Source organism: bacterium SCSIO 12844, assembly GCA_024397935.1.
In the GTDB taxonomy this organism is placed as follows: domain Bacteria; phylum Pseudomonadota; class Gammaproteobacteria; order Francisellales; family Francisellaceae; genus M0027.
In genome coordinates this window covers 162,842-180,971 of the sequence record CP073743.1, presented here as the reverse complement: position 1 = coordinate 180,971, position 18,130 = coordinate 162,842, and the positions used below count along the sequence as shown (strand labels likewise).

Below are 18,130 nucleotides of genomic sequence, written 5' to 3'. Positions count from 1 at the left end.
TGTTATACTTTTTGTTATCAAAAATAATTTAAATGACTTATAAGCTCTATGATTAGTGAAAAAACCTATCGTTGGGAAAATAATGATCAATACTATGAAGCTCATATTGGACGAGATATCTTTGGTGATTTAGTTGTGACTTGCTACTATGGTAGTAAACACAGAAAGACAGCAAAACGGGTTACCTACCCAGTTAAGTCAATTGAAGAAGCTTATCAATTAATTGAAGATATTAGTCAAAAACGCATTACTAAAGGCAAGCTAAAACCACTTTCTTAATTTAAAAATCACTAATAACACTATACTTATCATAAACATAACACCAACAGTAACAAAAAAACCAAATGAACTATTGAGTCCCGGTATAACTCTAAAGTTCATGCCAAAGATGCCAGTAATAAAGGTCAATGGAATAAATATCGTTGAGAAAATGGTTAAAATATTAATTCTTTGATTCATTTTATGATTCATACTATTCATATAAAGCTCAAGCATTTCCCTTGTGATATCTCTATATATATCAACTGCTTCTAAAGTTCTAAAGGTATGATCATATAAATCTTGTAGATAGGTAATTAACGCTTGCGAAATTACTGACTCACTAGCATAAGGATCAGCAACCTCATATTGAGGACGCTCATTATATAGCATGCCCACCAAATCACGAAATGCCTGCATATGACGACGTAAATAAAGTAACTCTCGACGAAATTTATAAATACTTTCTAGCGATGTTTTTGTTGGGTCTTTAATCATTTTCGATTCTAATCTATCGAGTATGTCACCTTTTTTTTCAGTCATTATCATATAGTCATCAACCAAAGTATCCATCATAGCATAAAGTAAGTAATCAACATTTAAAGCCCTTATTTTTGAATGTATTTTTTTCATTCTCTCATTGATGGAGTCAAATAACATTAAGGGTTCACTAGTAAAACTAATGAGTAATTTTGGCATTAAAATAAAGCTTATTTGCTTATATTGTATTTGACTTTGTTTAGATGAGCGTTTGATTGCTCTTAATACAACAAATAAATAACCATCATAGCTTTCTGCTTTAACACGCTGCTTTGTATTGATGATATCTTCTGCAACTAATGAATGAACACCCAAACCATAACATAAGGCATTAATAAATTGTGTATTATTTAAGCCTGTCACATGAATCCAATTATTTTCTCTTTGATTGAGTTGCATTTTGATTGCATCTAAATTTAATGCTAAATTAACACGCTCGATTTGTTCTTTATCATATTGACATAAAGTCGCACGTGTATGCACTTGATTTGATAAATGTTTATCTATTGTGTTTATTTGATTATTTTGTAACATTTATTCAACTTATTTTCAGTGATTAATCTGATTAAACTATAGATCAGATAGTAAAAATATTCTATGCTTAGATAAAAACAACCTTTAAATATACTCAAATGTAATTATCATGTTAGAGACAATTTTAGCGAATGAATTTTACAGTAATATTCTAGCAACAGTAATTCTCATTATTGTTTTAGTCTTGATTTACTTTATGATTCATGTGCTATTAATTCGTCCAGTTGTTGATTCCAAACGCCATAAACGCAAACGCGTACGTGTATTATATACATTAGTGATTATTGCAATTATTTTATTAGCCAAAATCTGGGTTAATGGCTTTGTATCTTTCTTAGCTATCTTAAGCTTAGTCTCAGCAGCACTTGTCATTACCAATAAAGAATTAATCATGAATGCAATTGGCTCATTAATCATTAATTGGCGTAGCTTATTTATTGAAGGTGATTATATTCAAATTGGTGAATATCGTGGATTTGTCGCAGAATTAGGTCCATTATTTTTTAAACTCTATGAAGCCTCAAAAGGCTCAACAACGAGAGCCAGTGGTAAAGTGATTAAAATTCCTAATGGCTTAGTGATGACTTTACCTGTCTTGAATTATTCTCGCAAACGCAATGTAATTGAATATACTCAACAATGGTTATTTAACCCCAATAATAATATTAATCGCATTAAAGAATTTTTAATAACTGAAACTCAAGAGATTTTAGATCAATATTATCAAAACGATACACGCTATACCTCAGACTATATTAAGATGCGCAGTAAACTACTTGCTCAAACGATTGATTTAAAAGTCTATGTTGATGCTCAACTAATTTTTGAAGAAAAGCACTCTGGCATTTCAGTATGGGTACATTACTATTGTTTTCCTACCGACTATGAACACTTAAAAGCGTTAATTACTGAAAAAATATTTGAACGTTTAAAACATGAACCTGATATTGAATTACTATTTCATATAAGAAAATAAAAAACTCTAAATTTAAATTTAAAAGCAAAAACACAAATGCTTGATATACTTAAAATAAGGAGGTACTTATTTTATGGTGACCAAGTTACTAGCATGCTTAATGGGTTTTATTGTTATTATTACAACTAGCGCATGTAGTTCTTTATTACCACGTACCAAAGATGTCACGATTTCAAAATGGCAAAATTTTGATCAATTACAAACAGCTTATAATCAAATTACACCCTATAAGACTACCACTAAAGATTTAGAAGCACTTGGTTTTTCACCTTATAAAGCAAATAATATTAGAGTTGTCAATTTTCTTGATGTACACAAAGAATTTGATCCTTTAATGACTTTTAATAATCTACCACTTGAAGTTGCAAATTGTTTAAAACAAGAAAATGACTGTGTTGGTTATTATATTGATATAGAACAACTAAATTCAAAACGTGTTGGTAATGCTTTTTTAGATGTATTTAATTTTAAACGGATTACTTATACCACTGGCTGGGATTTTCAAGCTAAATTAATTTTACTCAATGATTTAGTTATTTTTAAAACAATTTCATCGCTACCTGCAATTGAGAAACTATCAACCAAAGTTAATCCATTAGGACCATTACAAAATGGTGTTAATTTTGGTATCGGTATCCAATATAATCTTAATGTGAATGATTAATTTTAATATAAGCAGGATCAAAAGATGCATTAAACTCTGATTCAATGGCATGAACTAGTTCATCATCTTTTAAATGTTGATAGCTCTTTGTTAATAATGCTTGTTGCTTTTCTTGGTCAATTTCAAAAGGGGTTAAATTTTTTTTTTCAGCAAGCGTTTTTTCTTGATCATGAATAACTGTTTCACTTTTACTACTACTTGCATTATCCAAAGACATTGAACTATCTTCTTTTATAAACACAATATCAACCTCACGCTTTAAAAGTTGACTTAGCTGTGTTTTTAACTTAGTTTTTAGATTATCAGTAACTGAATAAACCTTAGAATCTAAATAATAGGTATTACCTTTCACTTTAATACATTGACTATTTAAAGCAACTTGCTTTGCCATTCCTTTTAACTTTAACTCAGTTGCTAACTGATACCAGTTATTATCGTTCTCTGGCTGTTGCGTATCAGTATCTCTTTGCAATAGCTTATTTGGTTTGCTCGTTTGTAAAACCTTTAGTGGCGCTACTTGAAGCGCTCTATTTTCTCTAACCGTATCTTGCGATTGTTGAGTATCAACCGATGACTGCTTAACACTTAGATCAAATGAAATCATACGCATCAATGCCATATCAAGTGCCATTTTAGCTTCAGGCACTAAGACTAATTCTGGTTTTGCTTTTAATGTGGTTTGGTAATAAAGCTGCAATAACTCTGGAGTAATTTTTTGTGCTAATTCTTTTAATTTCTCAGCGCTAAAAACATCAAATAATACCGTTTCTGTTAATTGATAAATACTCACTGCATACCAAAGCTCAGCTAAAGTATCTAAAATACGTGAAACGTGTTTACCTTGATCAACAATACGTTGAGTTAATGCCAAAGCAGTATTAGTATCTTTTGCAATCACTGCTTTAGCTAAATCAAAAGCAATACGATGATCAACAACACCTAACATGTTTATAACATCATCACTTGTAATACAGCCTTGACCAAAATTAATTGCTTGATCTAGTAGGCTTAGTGCATCACGTAAACTACCAGATGCAGCTTGTGCTAAGTAATCAAGCGCTTCTTTTTCAAAGCTCACAGCTTCTTTATCTAAAATTGTTTGCAACTGATTAACTAATTGCTTTTTTTTAATTGGTTGTAAGTGATATTGCAAACAACGTGATAAAATCGTAACCGGTAGCTTTTGTGGATCAGTCGTTGCTAATAAAAACTTCACATGCTCAGGTGGCTCTTCTAGCGTTTTTAATAAGGCATTAAAACTATGAGTTGATAGCATATGCACTTCATCAATCAGATAAACTTTAAAGCGTGCCTGTGTCGGCATATACTGCACCTGATCTAATAGTTCACGCGTATCTTCTACTTTCGTTCTACTAGCAGCATCAATTTCAATTAAATCAACCATATTGCCACCAGCAATACTCAAACATTGATGACATTGACCACACGGTTGATCGGTAACACCTTTTTCACAGTTTAAGCATTTAGCCAAAAGACGAGCTAGAGATGTTTTACCAACACCACGAGTACCACTAAATAAATAAGCATGATGCAGACGATTTGATTTTAATGCATGTAGAAGACTTTTAAGCACAGTATCTTGACCAACTATTTCATCAAATTGTGTTGGCCTATATTTGCGTGCAAGTACCTGATATGACATCACAATATTGCGTACTTCCTATAAGTTATCAATAAAAGGCAAGAAAAATTAGCGCCCAGCCACACCCCGGCACATGCATCAGTCGTTACCGCTGCTTCCTTCCGGACCTGACGGGATTCACAACTTATCATTGCGGGGGGACCAGGCTTTTAGCATTATCATAAAAATTAGCTACTTTTGCAAGTTTAAAGCAGAATATATTTTAAAAATTAACAATTGCCTCACATATACGATCGGTTGAATTTTATCTCACTAATAGAACCAGCCTTATATAACGCATCTAAGCTTTGCTGCATTGTCTGCATACCATCTTGTCTACCCATTTGCATTGCTGAATACATCTGTGGTATTTTATTTTCTCGAATTAAGTTTTTAATTGCATGTGTTGCAACTAAAACTTCAAAGGCAGCGACTAATCCTGATGTCACTTGCTTAACTAACTTCTGTGCAATCACTGCTTCTAATGATTCAGATAACATCATACGAATCATTGCCTGCTCACTAGAATCAAATACATGAATCAAACGATCAATCGTTTTTGCAGCCGAGTGAGTATGCATTGTTGCTAATACTAGATGTCCTGTCTCAGCTGCCGTTAATGCTAAACGAATGCTCTCTAAATCGCGTAACTCACCAATTAAAATATAATCAGGATCTTGGCGTAAACTTGCTTTTAATGCACAACTAAAATTCTCTGTATGCACTTTAACTTGGCGCTGATTAATTAAGCAATTATTTGGCTTGTGAATAAATTCAATTGGGTCTTCAATGGTAATAATATGTCCTTGGTGATTTTGATTTAACCAGTTAATCATGGCAGCTAAAGTGGTACTTTTTCCAGAACCTGTTGCACCTGTAACTAATATTAAGCCACTTGTTTTCTCTAATAATTGACGAATAACTTTCGGTACTTGAAGTTCATCTAGTGTTGGTATTTTCTCCGGGATAATACGAAATGCACAACTTAAACCATCTAATTGATAATATAGGTGTAGCCTAAATCGCCCAATATTTTCAAGTGTGATTGAATCATCATATTCTAATTGCATCTTTAATGTACTTATCGCTTTATCCGATAATAAAGGTGTTATTAATTTAAAGATCGCCTGACTATCAAAAGGCATTATTCCCTCTAAAGGCAGCAATAGTCCATCTATACGCACCATCACAGGTTTTCTAGCTGCAATATGTAAATCAGATGCATTTTTTGATACACATAACTTTAGGATTTCGGTAATATCCATCATATAATATCAATTAACAAGTCCGTTAAATAAACTACTATAGCATGAACGATGTACAACAAACTAACCTATTAGCACGCCTAAATAAGGTTAAACAAACCATTCAACAAGCAGCTGAGAATGCCAAACGTTCTAAAAGTGATATCACACTCTTAGCCGTTACTAAAACACAATCCATTGCAACAATTGAGCAAGCATATAAACTAGGTTTAACTGCTTTTGGTGAAAATTACCTACAAGAAGCGATACCTAAAATCAAAGCCTTAGATCCAAATATCAGCTGGCATTATATTGGTCATATTCAATCGAATAAAACAAAACTAATTGCAGAATATTTTAGCTGGGTACACACCGTTGATCGTATAAAAATTCTTAAACGCTTAAGTGAACAACGCCCTAATCATCTACCTCCTTTAAATATTTGCTTTGAAATTAATATTAATAATGAAGCCAATAAAGCAGGCTTTTATTTAAGTCAAATAGATGAAATCAATGCTTGTATTGAGTATATTAAAGCACAATCATCTCTTATATTAAGAGGTTTAATGTGCATGCCAAAGCTCACGGATGATATAAATGAACAACAACATAACTTTGCTCAAATGCACCAACTACTACATAAACTAAATAAAACACATCATATCACCATGGATACACTATCTATGGGTACAAGTTATGATCTTGAAAGTGCTGTTAGTGAAGGCAGCACAATACTACGTATTGGTCAGGCAATTTTTGGTAAGCGGGGTTAGAAGTCTTATAAATCATACATTTTTAGCTAATCTTCCTTAATGCTAATCGCCGCATCCAAATCAATTTGCGCTAATTGCATTAATGCCTCTGTCATATCTTCTTTTAACATTTTTTTTGCATCAATGATTGCAATTAGCACCTGAGCTGCTTGTTTTTTATCCCATTGATCTAAATGAAAATAATTATATTTATCTTCTAATAATTTAACATAACTTTTTAACATAGTAGTTTTTTTAAGCTTCATTAATTGATCAACCATCGTAATGATTAATTGAATTTTTAATGACTGATTGATATCTGATGATAAATAAGGCATAAGCTTTGCTAAACTCTCCAATCGCTTTGCTTTATTTTGTTTTTTAAGATTAACTAATGCTTCTAATAATTGAGCTTCTTCTTCACTTAATTGCGCACCATCAGTAACTTTTTGTGTATCACTACTTTCGTCAACCGCAAAGCTAAAGCTATGCTTCATATCTTCACTAATCATTGAAAGACCATTAGAGAATGTTAAATCTAATAACTTAGGAAAGCGACTAATCATCATCATACAAGCTGATTTAATCTCAGATGCTTCAAGTTCAAGATTGCCTAAATTGATCATTGATTGATATATACTAAAATGAAGATCAAACCAATACGGATTATCTTTCACCCATTCTTCAGCAATACGAATGACACCTTGATCGTTAGATGCATCCTGTAGTAACTGTAATTGCTTTAATTGCTCTTTATCTGGTGGCGGTACTTTCGTTTTATATTGCTCATCATACTCTGGCAAATGCTCAATACCTTGCCAGAGTGCTAAACGCGATAAACGATAATAAATATACTTAGAATTTTCTTGATTTGGACTATAGAAATATTCAGCAACACCTTCTATTGCTTCAAGCATATTTTTAAACTGTACTTTTGCATCTTCTAAATTTGTAATTGCTTGAGTATTAATGATACTTAATGATGACTCGGTCACCGCATCAGCTGTATCATTACCATTGATACCATTGGTAGCTTCAACAACTTCTACCTTCTCTTGTTCAGGTGCAATAATTTGCTCAAATTGTTTAATAAAGGGTAAAAAGTTAGGTGCATCATCACTAATGGAGGCAAGTAATTTATCAAACTTAGTGAAACCATCTAATAGTGGTTGAACTTCTTGTTGTGCTTTTTGTGTTTTTAGGTTTTCCAAATAGTCGGTTAACTGTTCTTGTAACCAAACAAAGGCTGACCATCGGCCATTAATACGCCTTAATGGTGGATAGAGTTTAGGCCAATAAATCTCAAGCATTTGATTAATCACTTCAATACCAACTGTTAAGCCTTTAATGTCATCAGTGTTTAATAAACCAATCGCTAAATAACAAGCAACAAGCAAATCTTTACTTTCTTTCGCTAAAATCTCACTTGATAATTGTGAGACTGCCGCCCAATTAATTGAAGCTTCATCTGCATTTGGATTATTTTTTTTTGACAATAATGTTTTAATTTTAGTATAACGTTCATTATCCCTACAATTCTCACCAATTTGATCTTCATTTAAACTTGTTGTTACTGACTGTTTTACGCTTTCTAAGTCCATATCTCATTTTCACTTTCTGTCTTTATTGATGCTGAGCTTTTATTTGCTTTATTCGTCCATGGGTGGTCATTCCAGCAACTAGCAACATCTAAGTATTGCCAGTCTGCAAGCTTGCCATATACTTGTTGTACCAAATTATCTTTGCGTTTTGTATACTCGTTTAATAATGACTTAACTGCATCTAAACCTTTAAAGTCAATCGCAACGATTATTTGATGAATGTTATAATCTTGTAACTGAGTATAATAATCTGGAAAATCAGCTGACTTATAGACTTTACGCGCATCTTGGCTAAAGTCTTTAATTAATTCTAATAAACCATCTTGTTGCGTATATTTTTTAGTGATCGTAAAGTTTGTAGCACCTTCAAAGTGGATATCTAATTTAGCAGAAGTACAATTAAAAATATTGTTCGTTAATGAGAAATTCGACACCATATCAAAATTGGTAAATTCTTGAGCTTTATCACCACATAAGACCGTTAACGTAGTTGATACTGGTAATAACTTAGCATCTTTATTAACATCTGTCGGTTTCATTTGAACTGGGATTAGTGCTTGCGTTTTCTTAATTGTCATTTTAATTTGATTTTCTAATATCTCTAATTGAGAGTAATCATATTGGTTACGAATATAATCATAAACAAATGGTGAAAATTTAAGCTTATGACCAAAGACTGATTTTGCAGTATAACCATTGTTACGCCCGCTATATCTGACAAAGGGATAAACATACTGATACATAAATTTACTAATCATACTCTTTTGACCAAATAAGTCATCCAAAGATAATTGTGAGCTACTTAATGTCGCAGCATATTGATTAAGCACCTGACTATCCCACATTTGTTCTGTATAACACATGGCATTTTCCATCGTACCATGAAGTAATAAATCAAACATGCCTCGATATAAATTCCAAGTTGCTTGATTCTTATTTAATAAGCCAAAGTCAGTTGTTGCAAAAAACTTAACTTGTTGAAATGCATTATAGGTTGTATAAAACTGATTTTTACTCGATGATTTTTGGTTATTATTAGTTGTATCTTGGCTATCACTACCTGATGAAAATAATGATTTAACCGTTTTAAATGATGATGCTTGATCAAGTGTTAATACATATTTCTGAAGTTTTAATAATGACTGTTGATAAGTTTCAACTGCTTTTAATAAATTGCCATCATAATTAATCATCTCAACACGTGACTCAAACTCATTGGTATACTGATTTAGATAAGCAACTAATTTATCCCAAAACGTTGGCTTAGTTTCTGATGCCAACATATTAAAGGCTGATTTTTTAAAATAATTTCTTAAATTTAAAAATAGCTTCAACCATTCCGGCTGGTTAATCAGCATGCTGTCAGTATAGTTTAGTGATAAATCTCGAGCATATAAAGCATAGGGCGAATTTGTTACATTTAACTGCGCTAATGAATACCATGCCGCCTGTGATGGAATAGTATCAATATCACTTCTAAAATCATTGGTAAATTGCTCCCAAACTTTGTAACGATTTAAATCATATTGTGCAAAAAATCTAAGACTATACTGTTCAACTTCTGTTGGCTGTAAATAAATATTTGCCATATTATGCAAGAGTGCTTTTATTTGCTGCATACCATTTTGAGTAAAAGCTGGAGAAATATCAGGTTCATTTTTAGTACTAAAGGTATTTTCAGGCCAATAGTTACTTGCAATAATTGGTCGTATATGACTAACTTGGTCCACCCAATTTATAAGCCAGCTATAAGGTTTATTAAATACATCCAAGCTCTCTAATAAATTCAGTAATTGTCCTCTTTGTTTCTTTAAAGAAATAAAATGATTATTCCAAGCGACATAGTTCTTATATAAAATACCATAGTTGTTAGGTTGAAAGTGATTATCAATAATTAAGCCTTCCATATTTAATGACTTAATTTCACTGTATGGCATTAAATCCAATCTAGCCTGGATTAAGTTTACACCTTGTACAATATTTTCAACAACATAACCAAAATTCTCTTTATATTTTGGTTTTGTCGTTACTAATTTAGCGCTATTAGCTAATGTCTGTTGTAAATCATTAATAATATACTGATTGAATACTTCAACATAATACCTTTTATAACCCTTAATGATTTTATTAAAAACAGAAGCATAAGGCCAAGCTGAAAAAAACCAACTATTTTTAATTTCAACTACGCGATAAATATCCTTATTCATCCCAGAGGCTAATAGCAAATTATAATTCAAGTTATTACCAAACTGATCATTTCTGATTTTGGTAACTTGTTGAATTTCCATAAATGCTTTAATCGCATGTGCATAAGCAGTCCCAAGATAAGCAGTACTACCAATTAAAATAACCCACCAAGCACCAAGCGCACGACGATAATATTGTTTTCTCATTAAGACTTTTTTAGAAAATCTTTGGTATAAATCAAAATCATTTGGTAAGGTTGATGTGAATAAATGCTCAACAAATAAACTTGCTGAACTAGCACGGTTACGACTAGGCAGTAAAAGCCCTTCTAAGGCCGTATTTTCATCATAGGATGACGCTTTAGCATCTTGACGAACACTGGTTAAAAACAACCCTCTAAGTACTGGGTTATCTTCTCTAACCTGCGCTTTTATTTTAAAAAATGCCGTTAAGAATACTTTTAATGGTTTCTTTAAATGATTAATTTGATTCTCTAATAATAAAACCCTTGCTAAAAGGGAACCATTAGCCTGTAACTGTAATGTATTAAACCCTCTAATACGCTCATTAATATGCTCTGCCCATTGATTAATCTGTGTTTTATGCTCCCCATAAAATGTACTTTCTGAAAATAATTGCCCAAACCCTTGGCGTTGTATTTCTTCAGGCAAGCCCAATGCAAAACTTTCAAAACCCTGAAGATGATCTGCCTTGGTAATCACTAAATAAATTGGATAACTAAAACCATAATTTCTTGAACATTTTTCAACTTCCTCTCTTAGCTTAAGTGCGTACTCTGCTAATGACTCTTTATCTTGATTAAGCTGATCAATTGAGATTGTAACAATAAATCCTTTAAATTTTATATATCTAAAATTGGATTTAATTTTATCGTTTAACCACCGCCAAGCATATTTCGCCATAGCCGTAGGCTTACTTGCAAATAAATCACCGCTTGTCTCAGCAATAACCATATCATCTAATGCCCAACAATAGCCACATTTAGTGGGTAAAACTTCTTGTGCTGAACCTATTTTATCTGAAAGCGTATAAATATTTGAACCACTAATAAGGCTAGATTTACCACTAGTTGATGTGCCAAGCATGATATACCATGGCATTTTTCCTTTATATTCACGATTGTATTTCTTCGTATGTAATAATGCATTGTTAAAACTTTCTTCTAATTGTTTTTTATCACTACCTTCAAACTGAATGTCACTAGATGATTTGCGTCGTCTTAAATAAAGCCGTATTTTCTTCATCATAAAACGATTGATAAAATAAAGAAGTATAATCAAAATAAAAATAACTGGGCTATACAGTAGACTGATTCTAAAAAATAATGTGATAAAGATACTAAAGCATGCTAGTAGTAACAAGACAATAACGATAAAACAAAATTTCAAAATTTTTCTAAACATCGTAACTATCCTTAGCTTTTACGAAAAGTTTTTAAAGTAATCAACAGCCATTGACTGAATGACTTCATTAAATACAAGCGTTACAACCACAAATGGAATCATCGGTACTAACCACCAAATCAATCGTGTTAATCTTCGCCTACGTTTATGATCTTGTAGTTGTGTAACTGCTGAGTTTTCTATTAACCCATCAGGTGTTAACGTACAATGAACTAGAGGCTTATCAAAATCACCTCCATGCTGATCCATAACCAATTGATAAATTGATTTACACTTCTCTGTTAAAACAATACAATCTTGTGCTCGATGGTACTTCCCTTTAAATCCAAGTTTTAAACAATAAAAATAAATTTCAATTAAATCAATTTCTCCAGGCGGAATGGTATCAAGTTTTTCAAAAAATATTTCACCAGCTCTTGTTGTATTGAAATATTTTTGTTGTAACATTGCTTTTTGCCATTTCAATTTCTCTTTCCAATTTGAACATAAAACAATTTCATCGAACCAGGCACAAATTGCAAATAAGCTTTCTTGATACTCTTCTTCTGAGTAACGTAGTAATGTTATTATTTTTATCTGATCAAAATAGTGACTTAACTTTGTTTGAACACCCTCAAGTGTCTGGTCCTTAAATTGCGTTTGATTTAACCCTATACCAAAAGCAATAACATCACTAAAATTAGTTACTAGACTCATCTTTATGACCTCACTGAAACAAAATCAATATTAACACCATCAATTGGTTCTGCCCAAAAAACAGCAATTGATTGAGATGAAACAACTGAGCGCCAGGCCTCAACCGTTGGATCTAATCTTAAATAAACACAGACTGAGTCTTTAGGTACGCCTGCCGGTGCATTATCTAACACTTCCAGTGGAATGCCTGATAATGCACGTTGTACAATCGTCTCTATGCTAATAATCGAACCAATTTTTAATTGCATATGAAAATCAGTTGCTTTTAATTGCTGCATATTCTCTTGTGCATGCACTCTTAAATAATAACTTGTTCTTGGCGTAAATATTGTATGCGGTAAATCAGCAGAATATAGATCATTAATATAATCTAAAGCAAAGAACTGATGTGGTACAAAAGTAATGTTATCACATAGTTTAAAAATTAATTCTTTTGCTTGATCAAAGACTTCTGTTAAGTGATCATGACGATATTCAATAAAATAAGTACTTTCATCTTCAGTCGCTAAAACACTTTGCTCACTTTGATGAAATGCTTTTAATTCACCAATTAATTGTAATAAAACCATAAAACAATCACTTGGAGATACAGGGTCAATTACAAGTAAATGTGAAATAGCCGGGATATAGCGATTAAATACTTGTAAGGCTAATAAATTCAACCATAGCCTTGATAGACGTTGATCATCCTCTTCTGCTGTGGGTAGTTTATAAATATCTAACTGTTTTGCCCTTGCATATAAATCATCTCTTAAATCTTTGACTAAATTATTTAGCCTGTGATAGCTTTTCAATGCCAAGCAAGGTGGGATATATTGCGTATCTAAAGCAATTTTATCACCCTTTTGAACCACTTTTGCAACTTGTATTAACTCAAAATCTGATGCCTTTTCAATTTCATCACCCCAAATAAGCTGTAGTATATACATCTGCTGCTTAACATAGGCATCTGGCCCATCATAATAATAATCTTTTACAAGCTCAGGCTGTTCTAAGGCTGCATAACGGCTTTGAACCTGATGGATTTCATCCCATGATTTAACCGTTGTTACATTTAAACCATGTTGACTCATCCGCTTAATACCTATATAAACATCCAAAGGCTGAAAGCGATTTTGCCAACTTTTATTAAATGCTCTTGGTACGATAAGCGCATTTTGGCCTATCGTAATGAGTGCACCACTTTTAAATAATAATGTCCCTGAATGAATATTTATTTGTTGGTCTTCTAATGCCGCCTTATCAATAACAATTTTTTCACTTCCCCAGCAATTAGCATGTGTTAGTTGCGTATGATAACTTTGTTGTAAGTCATAATGTGCTTCAACTAATTGAAAATGTTGCGGCTGTAGAAATAACCCTTGCTCCCAACTAACTTTTTTAAATAATTCCATAATTTTACTATTCCTTAACTTACGAATGACTGATATTACTAATATAAGTTGGTCCTAACTCTACCTTAACATCTAATGGTTGTGGTGTTCCATCTAAGGGAATAGGGATTAAATAGCTGTTTTTATCTAGTACGCCTTGAGCATAACCAAAAAATAAATAAACATACTCTGTTGCATAAGCGCGATCTAATACCAGTGTTCTTTTCTCACCTGGCTGAATAGAAATACGCTTAAAGCTTGTTTGTCCTTGTACTGGTTTTTCATTAGCAATTACCGTTACTAAACCATTACTTGTTTGTAAAATTTGAGCATACTTATCAGGAGAAGATACTTGTGCAATACCAATTGTTAAAGCATGCGCATAGCCATCATAGACATTGAGTTTTTTATCCGCTTCTAAACTAATAGTAATGGCATCTTTTGCATAACTCCAGTTAGCTGTCTTTCGAGTAACACTAGAAGAACATGCCGTTAATAGGCACAATAAAATAACCAAAAATCCACTATAAACACTATGCGTTAATTTTATTTTTTTTATCATCTTAAACTCCATTTAACCAATTTCATAACTTGTTTGATAGGTCATTTTTTTCTTTAAGCCAAGCCATGTATTCTGTCCAAGCTTACTCCAGTTATGATCACCTAATACTAAATTTTTAACATAATTTCTTTTTAGCGAAATAGTGACAAAACACTTCATTGGCGCAAATGAGAAAAAATTAATTAAAAATGCTAACGCTTTAGCGTAAGGTTGCTGATAACTAAATAAATTAAATTTCTCATAACTTAAATTATCAATATTTAAAGCAATACTAAAGCTTGCAGCCTTTAACTTCTGACCCAAATAAATTTCTTTGCCTAAACAGTGATTGGCCATACCCAATCGCACTTGTTGTAACTTTGAGATTGTCTCAGTTGTACGATAGGCACTGGTTACTTTAACAGAAACCTCAAAATAATCTTTTAATAGCGTTTCTAATGCTTTAGCTGATCTTGGTTGCTGATTTAAAAGCCCGACATATTTAATTAAACTTTTAGCATTAGGCACCATTTGTCTAAGTGTTTGATCCCCCAAACCAATCATATGGTATAATTTATTGATATATGAGATATTTTTATGCTCAAACGCACATTGATTTAATTTATATTTCAACCAGACATCATAAAGTTTTTGATATAATATCTGATGAAAAATATCTAAAAAATCTTTACCAACGGTTATATCCTCTGAAACTTCAAACATCAGATCTTCTGTATAAAATGTTGGTAATGGTGATGCAGTTCCATATAAGGCTAGAAATGTGACGATGATTTCAATCGTATGGGTATCTGGGTGGTAAATGGCTTGACGAATATCATTACCAATAAAGTCAAGACTTAACTGAGGTAAAATCTTTAAACGTAATGGTTGATGCCCCAACGCTTGAAGTTGTTTTGAGATATTTTTAAGCCAACGAATGGCTTGATAAAACCCATAACGATGACCATTTAAAATAAAAGGCTCAATTAACTTAAGAGCTTCTCGCCTACTCTCATCGGCCATGTAATACACTCTCCTGTTGCTGCATCTATTAGTTCAAGTAATGTAAATGAATTAATCGCAACATAAGTTGCAAAAAAATGATCCAATACACTCATGAATAAAAATGCTTCTCCTTCTGATGAAAAATCACTTAATTTCAATTTGATTTTGATATTTTCGCCACGCATTAGAATGCCTGATACCATACGATTAATCGTTGAAGCCTCGACTTCTTCAATACTATCAATTTGGCGTTCAAATATCGTTCGTGAAACATGTCGTCCTTTATTTAAGAATAAATAAAATTTTAACAATGAACGTAAATTCTCACAATTAGCAATGGATAAATAATTTAATGCAAGCATCGATTGTAAGCGCCACATCCATTGATCATCATCGGGTGGAACTTTATAAGTTGTTGGCACATAAAGATTCTCAAATGCTAATAAACTAGGCGAATTACTGGTTGGCTGATTAATCTCACCTTTGGATAAATATTCTGGTAATGCGCCATTAGAACACTCTAGTAATACCGATAATGTTTCTTCTGTTTCAACTTGCTTGTCATGATTATATAAAATAGCAATATAATAATCTAAGCCTTCACCACTGGAAGATGATTTATTAATAACTTCATAAGCAGCTCGATCTAAATGCTGATCTTTTAAATAGTCAATATTAACGTAATTTTTTGCATGTACCCGACCTTGTTGATAACCTTGCACCTGTTTAATGGTATAGATTGGGTAATGGTTTCTCTCCTTGGCATCTGGCTGAACTGGGTATTGGTATTGCATATGATTTAGAGCAATTGGCTTAGCATCATATTCAAATAAATTAATCGCAGGTGCGCTATGTAATAAAAATGATTGTTGCGTAATCTCTGGTAATAACTTTGCATCGTTTGATAAATAAAGGCGAATACTAAACTGATTACTTTGTCCTCTATCTTTCCAACTAGATAAATGATTAATGCTAATATATAGATATTTTTCAGGCATTAAAAAATATTCTTGTAAAATACGAAATGCTGTATTGGCATGTCCTGGATAAGGTAAAATAGCTTCTTCATCTGAAAACCCTTCGGCTATTAATGCATCCTTAGATAAAAGAAACTGCTGCTCATTTGATCTTAATTCAATACGCTCAACATATCGCATGATGATATAATACAACTGGCAAGCATCTTGATAGCTACCACCTAAATGAAATTTCAGCTGATCACTTTGCCATGAACTTAAATCAATACCAGCTAAAGAAAATGATAATTCAATATACTGTTGTTCCCCTGAATTATTAACGACACAAGCTTTATTAAGTGTAATAGGATCAACGCTTAAATCTGAGCATAACCTAAACAAACACGTTGTTCCATTAACAGGAATTGAACCAAAGCTTGCACCTTTTTTTACCGTAAACACTTCTGATAGTTCAGCTTTTGGTTGAAAATGCATGACTGTTGCTGATGGTAATGGTCGTAAATAATGTGGAAAAAATTTATTGATCAATGCACCACTAAACTGTGGGATTTGATCATCAATAATCTCTTGAATTTGTGCCGAAATATAGGCAAACCCTTCTAATAATCTCTCTACATCTGGATCTGAAGATTTATCACGCAACATAGGCGCAACATTTGGATGTGCTTGTGAAAACTCCTTTGATAACTGACGAATATTATGCAATTCACGTTGATATAAGTCTTGGAACTTTGCCACTAAATTAAGTCCTTATTATTTTCAGTTAGTACATTAAAAGCTTTCTCTATAGCTGAATCGTTACTCGCCCATTGGCAGTTAAAACCGTTGTAAATCGTAATAAATTATCTCGGCCTTTAATTTTACCAGCAATAGATACCTCAATGTTGGATGGCTCAGTATCTTTTGGTGCTTTACGAGTTACACTATCAACTTCAAGTCTTGGCTCATAGGTACTAATGACTTTTTTAATCTCATCTTCAATCACGCCTTCTGATAAATCATGAAATTCAGGCACCCCATAATCATTAAACAATTTCACCCCCCCTTTTTTTGTATTTAGCATACGCTCAAGATGACTCAAAACAGACTGAAGAATGTCCGTCTCTTTTGATTCATTAAATCGAGAAATCTGGCCTGTTTCCCAAGCTTTCATTCTCTCTAATAGTCTTAACTTATGCATTATTTGTTAGTGATTTTTATTGTGTTATTAATTAACGCTCATCCCAACTATAAGTCATTTGTTTATTATGAATTAAATCTTGCTCTTCAAGTTTTTCATAGGCAATTTCAACTTCAACCATAGTAGGTACTGTATCATTTTCTTGCTGCCATAATGGCGGAGAGATACGTCTAACACTTGTGATAATACCTCCAGTTGCCTTAATCGTATATGAATTTTTCTCTTCACCACTTTTATCTGTAACTGGGAATGAAAAAGTCGCTGTAGTGACTCGATCGCCTGTAGCACAAGCTTGCTTTAACTCAGTCTCATAACAACCCATCGATAAAGTAAATTTAATTGGGTCAGGACGCGCAACTGAACCTGCATGTGCTTTATGATGACTAATTGACATTGCAATATTTTGATCAAATTCTTGAACAAGCAATTGCTTATCATAGTTTTTCTTTGTTTGACCTGGATCTTGAATTGCACCACCTTTTTGAGTTGCGATATCTAAAAAGATTGGATTTGCCATGATAATTCTCCTTTGTTTT

16 protein-coding genes and 1 other RNA gene are annotated in these 18,130 nt (G+C 32.5%); 4 read left to right on the top strand and 13 right to left on the bottom strand.

Translation table 11 applies throughout. The features are described 5' to 3' along the window. Positions 1–48: 48 nt before the first annotated feature. Complete coding sequence (locus KFE69_00815) at positions 49–279, top strand: hypothetical protein (protein UTW42720.1); 231 nt, start codon at positions 49–51, stop codon at positions 277–279. Here the strand turns inward: KFE69_00815 and corA are convergent. Further along, a complete protein-coding gene (gene corA / locus KFE69_00810) occupies positions 262–1,332 on the bottom strand; it encodes a magnesium/cobalt transporter CorA (GenBank protein UTW42719.1) in 1,071 nt (356 codons plus the stop codon). The two genes, KFE69_00815 and corA, sit on opposite strands and share 18 nt — an antisense overlap. A gap of 109 nt (positions 1,333–1,441) precedes the next feature. Between corA and KFE69_00805 the strand changes: the two genes are divergently transcribed. Together KFE69_00805 and KFE69_00800 are read left to right on the top strand one after the other, a co-directional pair. Then, a complete protein-coding gene (locus KFE69_00805; GenBank protein UTW42718.1) occupies positions 1,442–2,308 on the top strand; it encodes a mechanosensitive ion channel in 867 nt (288 codons plus the stop codon). A gap of 73 nt (positions 2,309–2,381) precedes the next feature. Continuing rightward, the gene (locus tag KFE69_00800; protein ID UTW42717.1) at positions 2,382–2,972 is read left to right on the top strand and encodes a hypothetical protein; all 591 of its coding nucleotides are present in this window, start codon (positions 2,382–2,384) and stop codon (positions 2,970–2,972) included. On the opposite strand, the gene dnaX is transcribed toward KFE69_00800, so the two are convergent. The 3 genes from dnaX to KFE69_00785 all read right to left on the bottom strand — a co-directional run bounded on the left by dnaX (position 2,956) and on the right by KFE69_00785 (position 5,879). After that, a complete protein-coding gene (gene dnaX / locus KFE69_00795; protein UTW42716.1) occupies positions 2,956–4,638 on the bottom strand; it encodes a DNA polymerase III subunit gamma/tau in 1,683 nt (560 codons plus the stop codon). The genes KFE69_00800 and dnaX overlap by 17 nt on opposite strands. Positions 4,639–4,685: 47 nt before the next feature. Then, an RNA gene (gene ffs / locus KFE69_00790) (signal recognition particle sRNA small type) lies at positions 4,686–4,782 on the bottom strand. A gap of 74 nt (positions 4,783–4,856) precedes the next feature. Further along, on the bottom strand, positions 4,857–5,879 hold the full coding sequence (locus tag KFE69_00785) for a type IV pilus twitching motility protein PilT (GenBank protein ID UTW42715.1): 1,023 nt from the start codon (positions 5,877–5,879) through the stop codon (positions 4,857–4,859). Between the two features lie 44 nt (positions 5,880–5,923). Here KFE69_00785 and KFE69_00780 point away from each other — a divergent pair, with 44 nt between their 5' ends. Beyond that, positions 5,924–6,631, top strand: a complete 708-nt coding sequence (locus tag KFE69_00780; GenBank protein ID UTW42714.1) for a YggS family pyridoxal phosphate-dependent enzyme — start codon at positions 5,924–5,926, stop codon at positions 6,629–6,631. A 26-nt stretch (positions 6,632–6,657) separates the two neighbouring features. Here the strand turns inward: KFE69_00780 and KFE69_00775 are convergent, their stop codons facing one another. Genes KFE69_00775 through KFE69_00735 form a run of 9 tightly spaced genes read right to left on the bottom strand, consistent with a single transcriptional unit; the run spans position 6,658 to position 18,111 of the window. Next, entirely contained in the window at positions 6,658–8,211 is a 1,554-nt protein-coding gene (locus KFE69_00775; protein UTW42713.1) for a type VI secretion system domain-containing protein, read from the bottom strand. Beyond that, positions 8,202–11,822 (bottom strand): hypothetical protein, encoded by a 3,621-nt coding sequence (locus tag KFE69_00770; GenBank protein ID UTW42712.1) that lies wholly within the window; start codon positions 11,820–11,822, stop codon positions 8,202–8,204. Before KFE69_00770 ends, KFE69_00775 begins: the two co-directional genes overlap by 10 nt. An 18-nt stretch (positions 11,823–11,840) precedes the next feature. Then, the gene (gene icmH / locus KFE69_00765) at positions 11,841–12,518 is read right to left on the bottom strand and encodes a type IVB secretion system protein IcmH/DotU (protein UTW42711.1); all 678 of its coding nucleotides are present in this window, start codon (positions 12,516–12,518) and stop codon (positions 11,841–11,843) included. Between the two features lie 2 nt (positions 12,519–12,520). Continuing rightward, entirely contained in the window at positions 12,521–13,912 is a 1,392-nt protein-coding gene (gene tssK, locus KFE69_00760; protein UTW42710.1) for a type VI secretion system baseplate subunit TssK, read from the bottom strand. A 19-nt stretch (positions 13,913–13,931) separates the two neighbouring features. After that, positions 13,932–14,453, bottom strand: coding sequence for a type VI secretion lipoprotein TssJ (locus KFE69_00755; GenBank protein ID UTW42709.1), 522 nt, complete (start codon positions 14,451–14,453; stop codon positions 13,932–13,934). Between the two features lie 12 nt (positions 14,454–14,465). Further along, the gene (tssG, locus tag KFE69_00750; GenBank protein ID UTW42708.1) at positions 14,466–15,455 is read right to left on the bottom strand and encodes a type VI secretion system baseplate subunit TssG; all 990 of its coding nucleotides are present in this window, start codon (positions 15,453–15,455) and stop codon (positions 14,466–14,468) included. Next, positions 15,419–17,152, bottom strand: coding sequence for a type VI secretion system baseplate subunit TssF (gene tssF, locus KFE69_00745; protein ID UTW42707.1), 1,734 nt, complete (start codon positions 17,150–17,152; stop codon positions 15,419–15,421). The genes tssG and tssF overlap by 37 nt, the downstream gene beginning before the upstream one ends. 46 nt (positions 17,153–17,198) lie before the next feature. After that, positions 17,199–17,567 (bottom strand): type VI secretion system baseplate subunit TssE, encoded by a 369-nt coding sequence (tssE, locus tag KFE69_00740; GenBank protein UTW42706.1) that lies wholly within the window; start codon positions 17,565–17,567, stop codon positions 17,199–17,201. 58 nt (positions 17,568–17,625) lie between these two features. Next, the gene (locus KFE69_00735) at positions 17,626–18,111 is read right to left on the bottom strand and encodes a type VI secretion system tube protein Hcp (GenBank protein ID UTW42705.1); all 486 of its coding nucleotides are present in this window, start codon (positions 18,109–18,111) and stop codon (positions 17,626–17,628) included. Between the last annotated feature and the right edge of the window lie 19 nt (positions 18,112–18,130).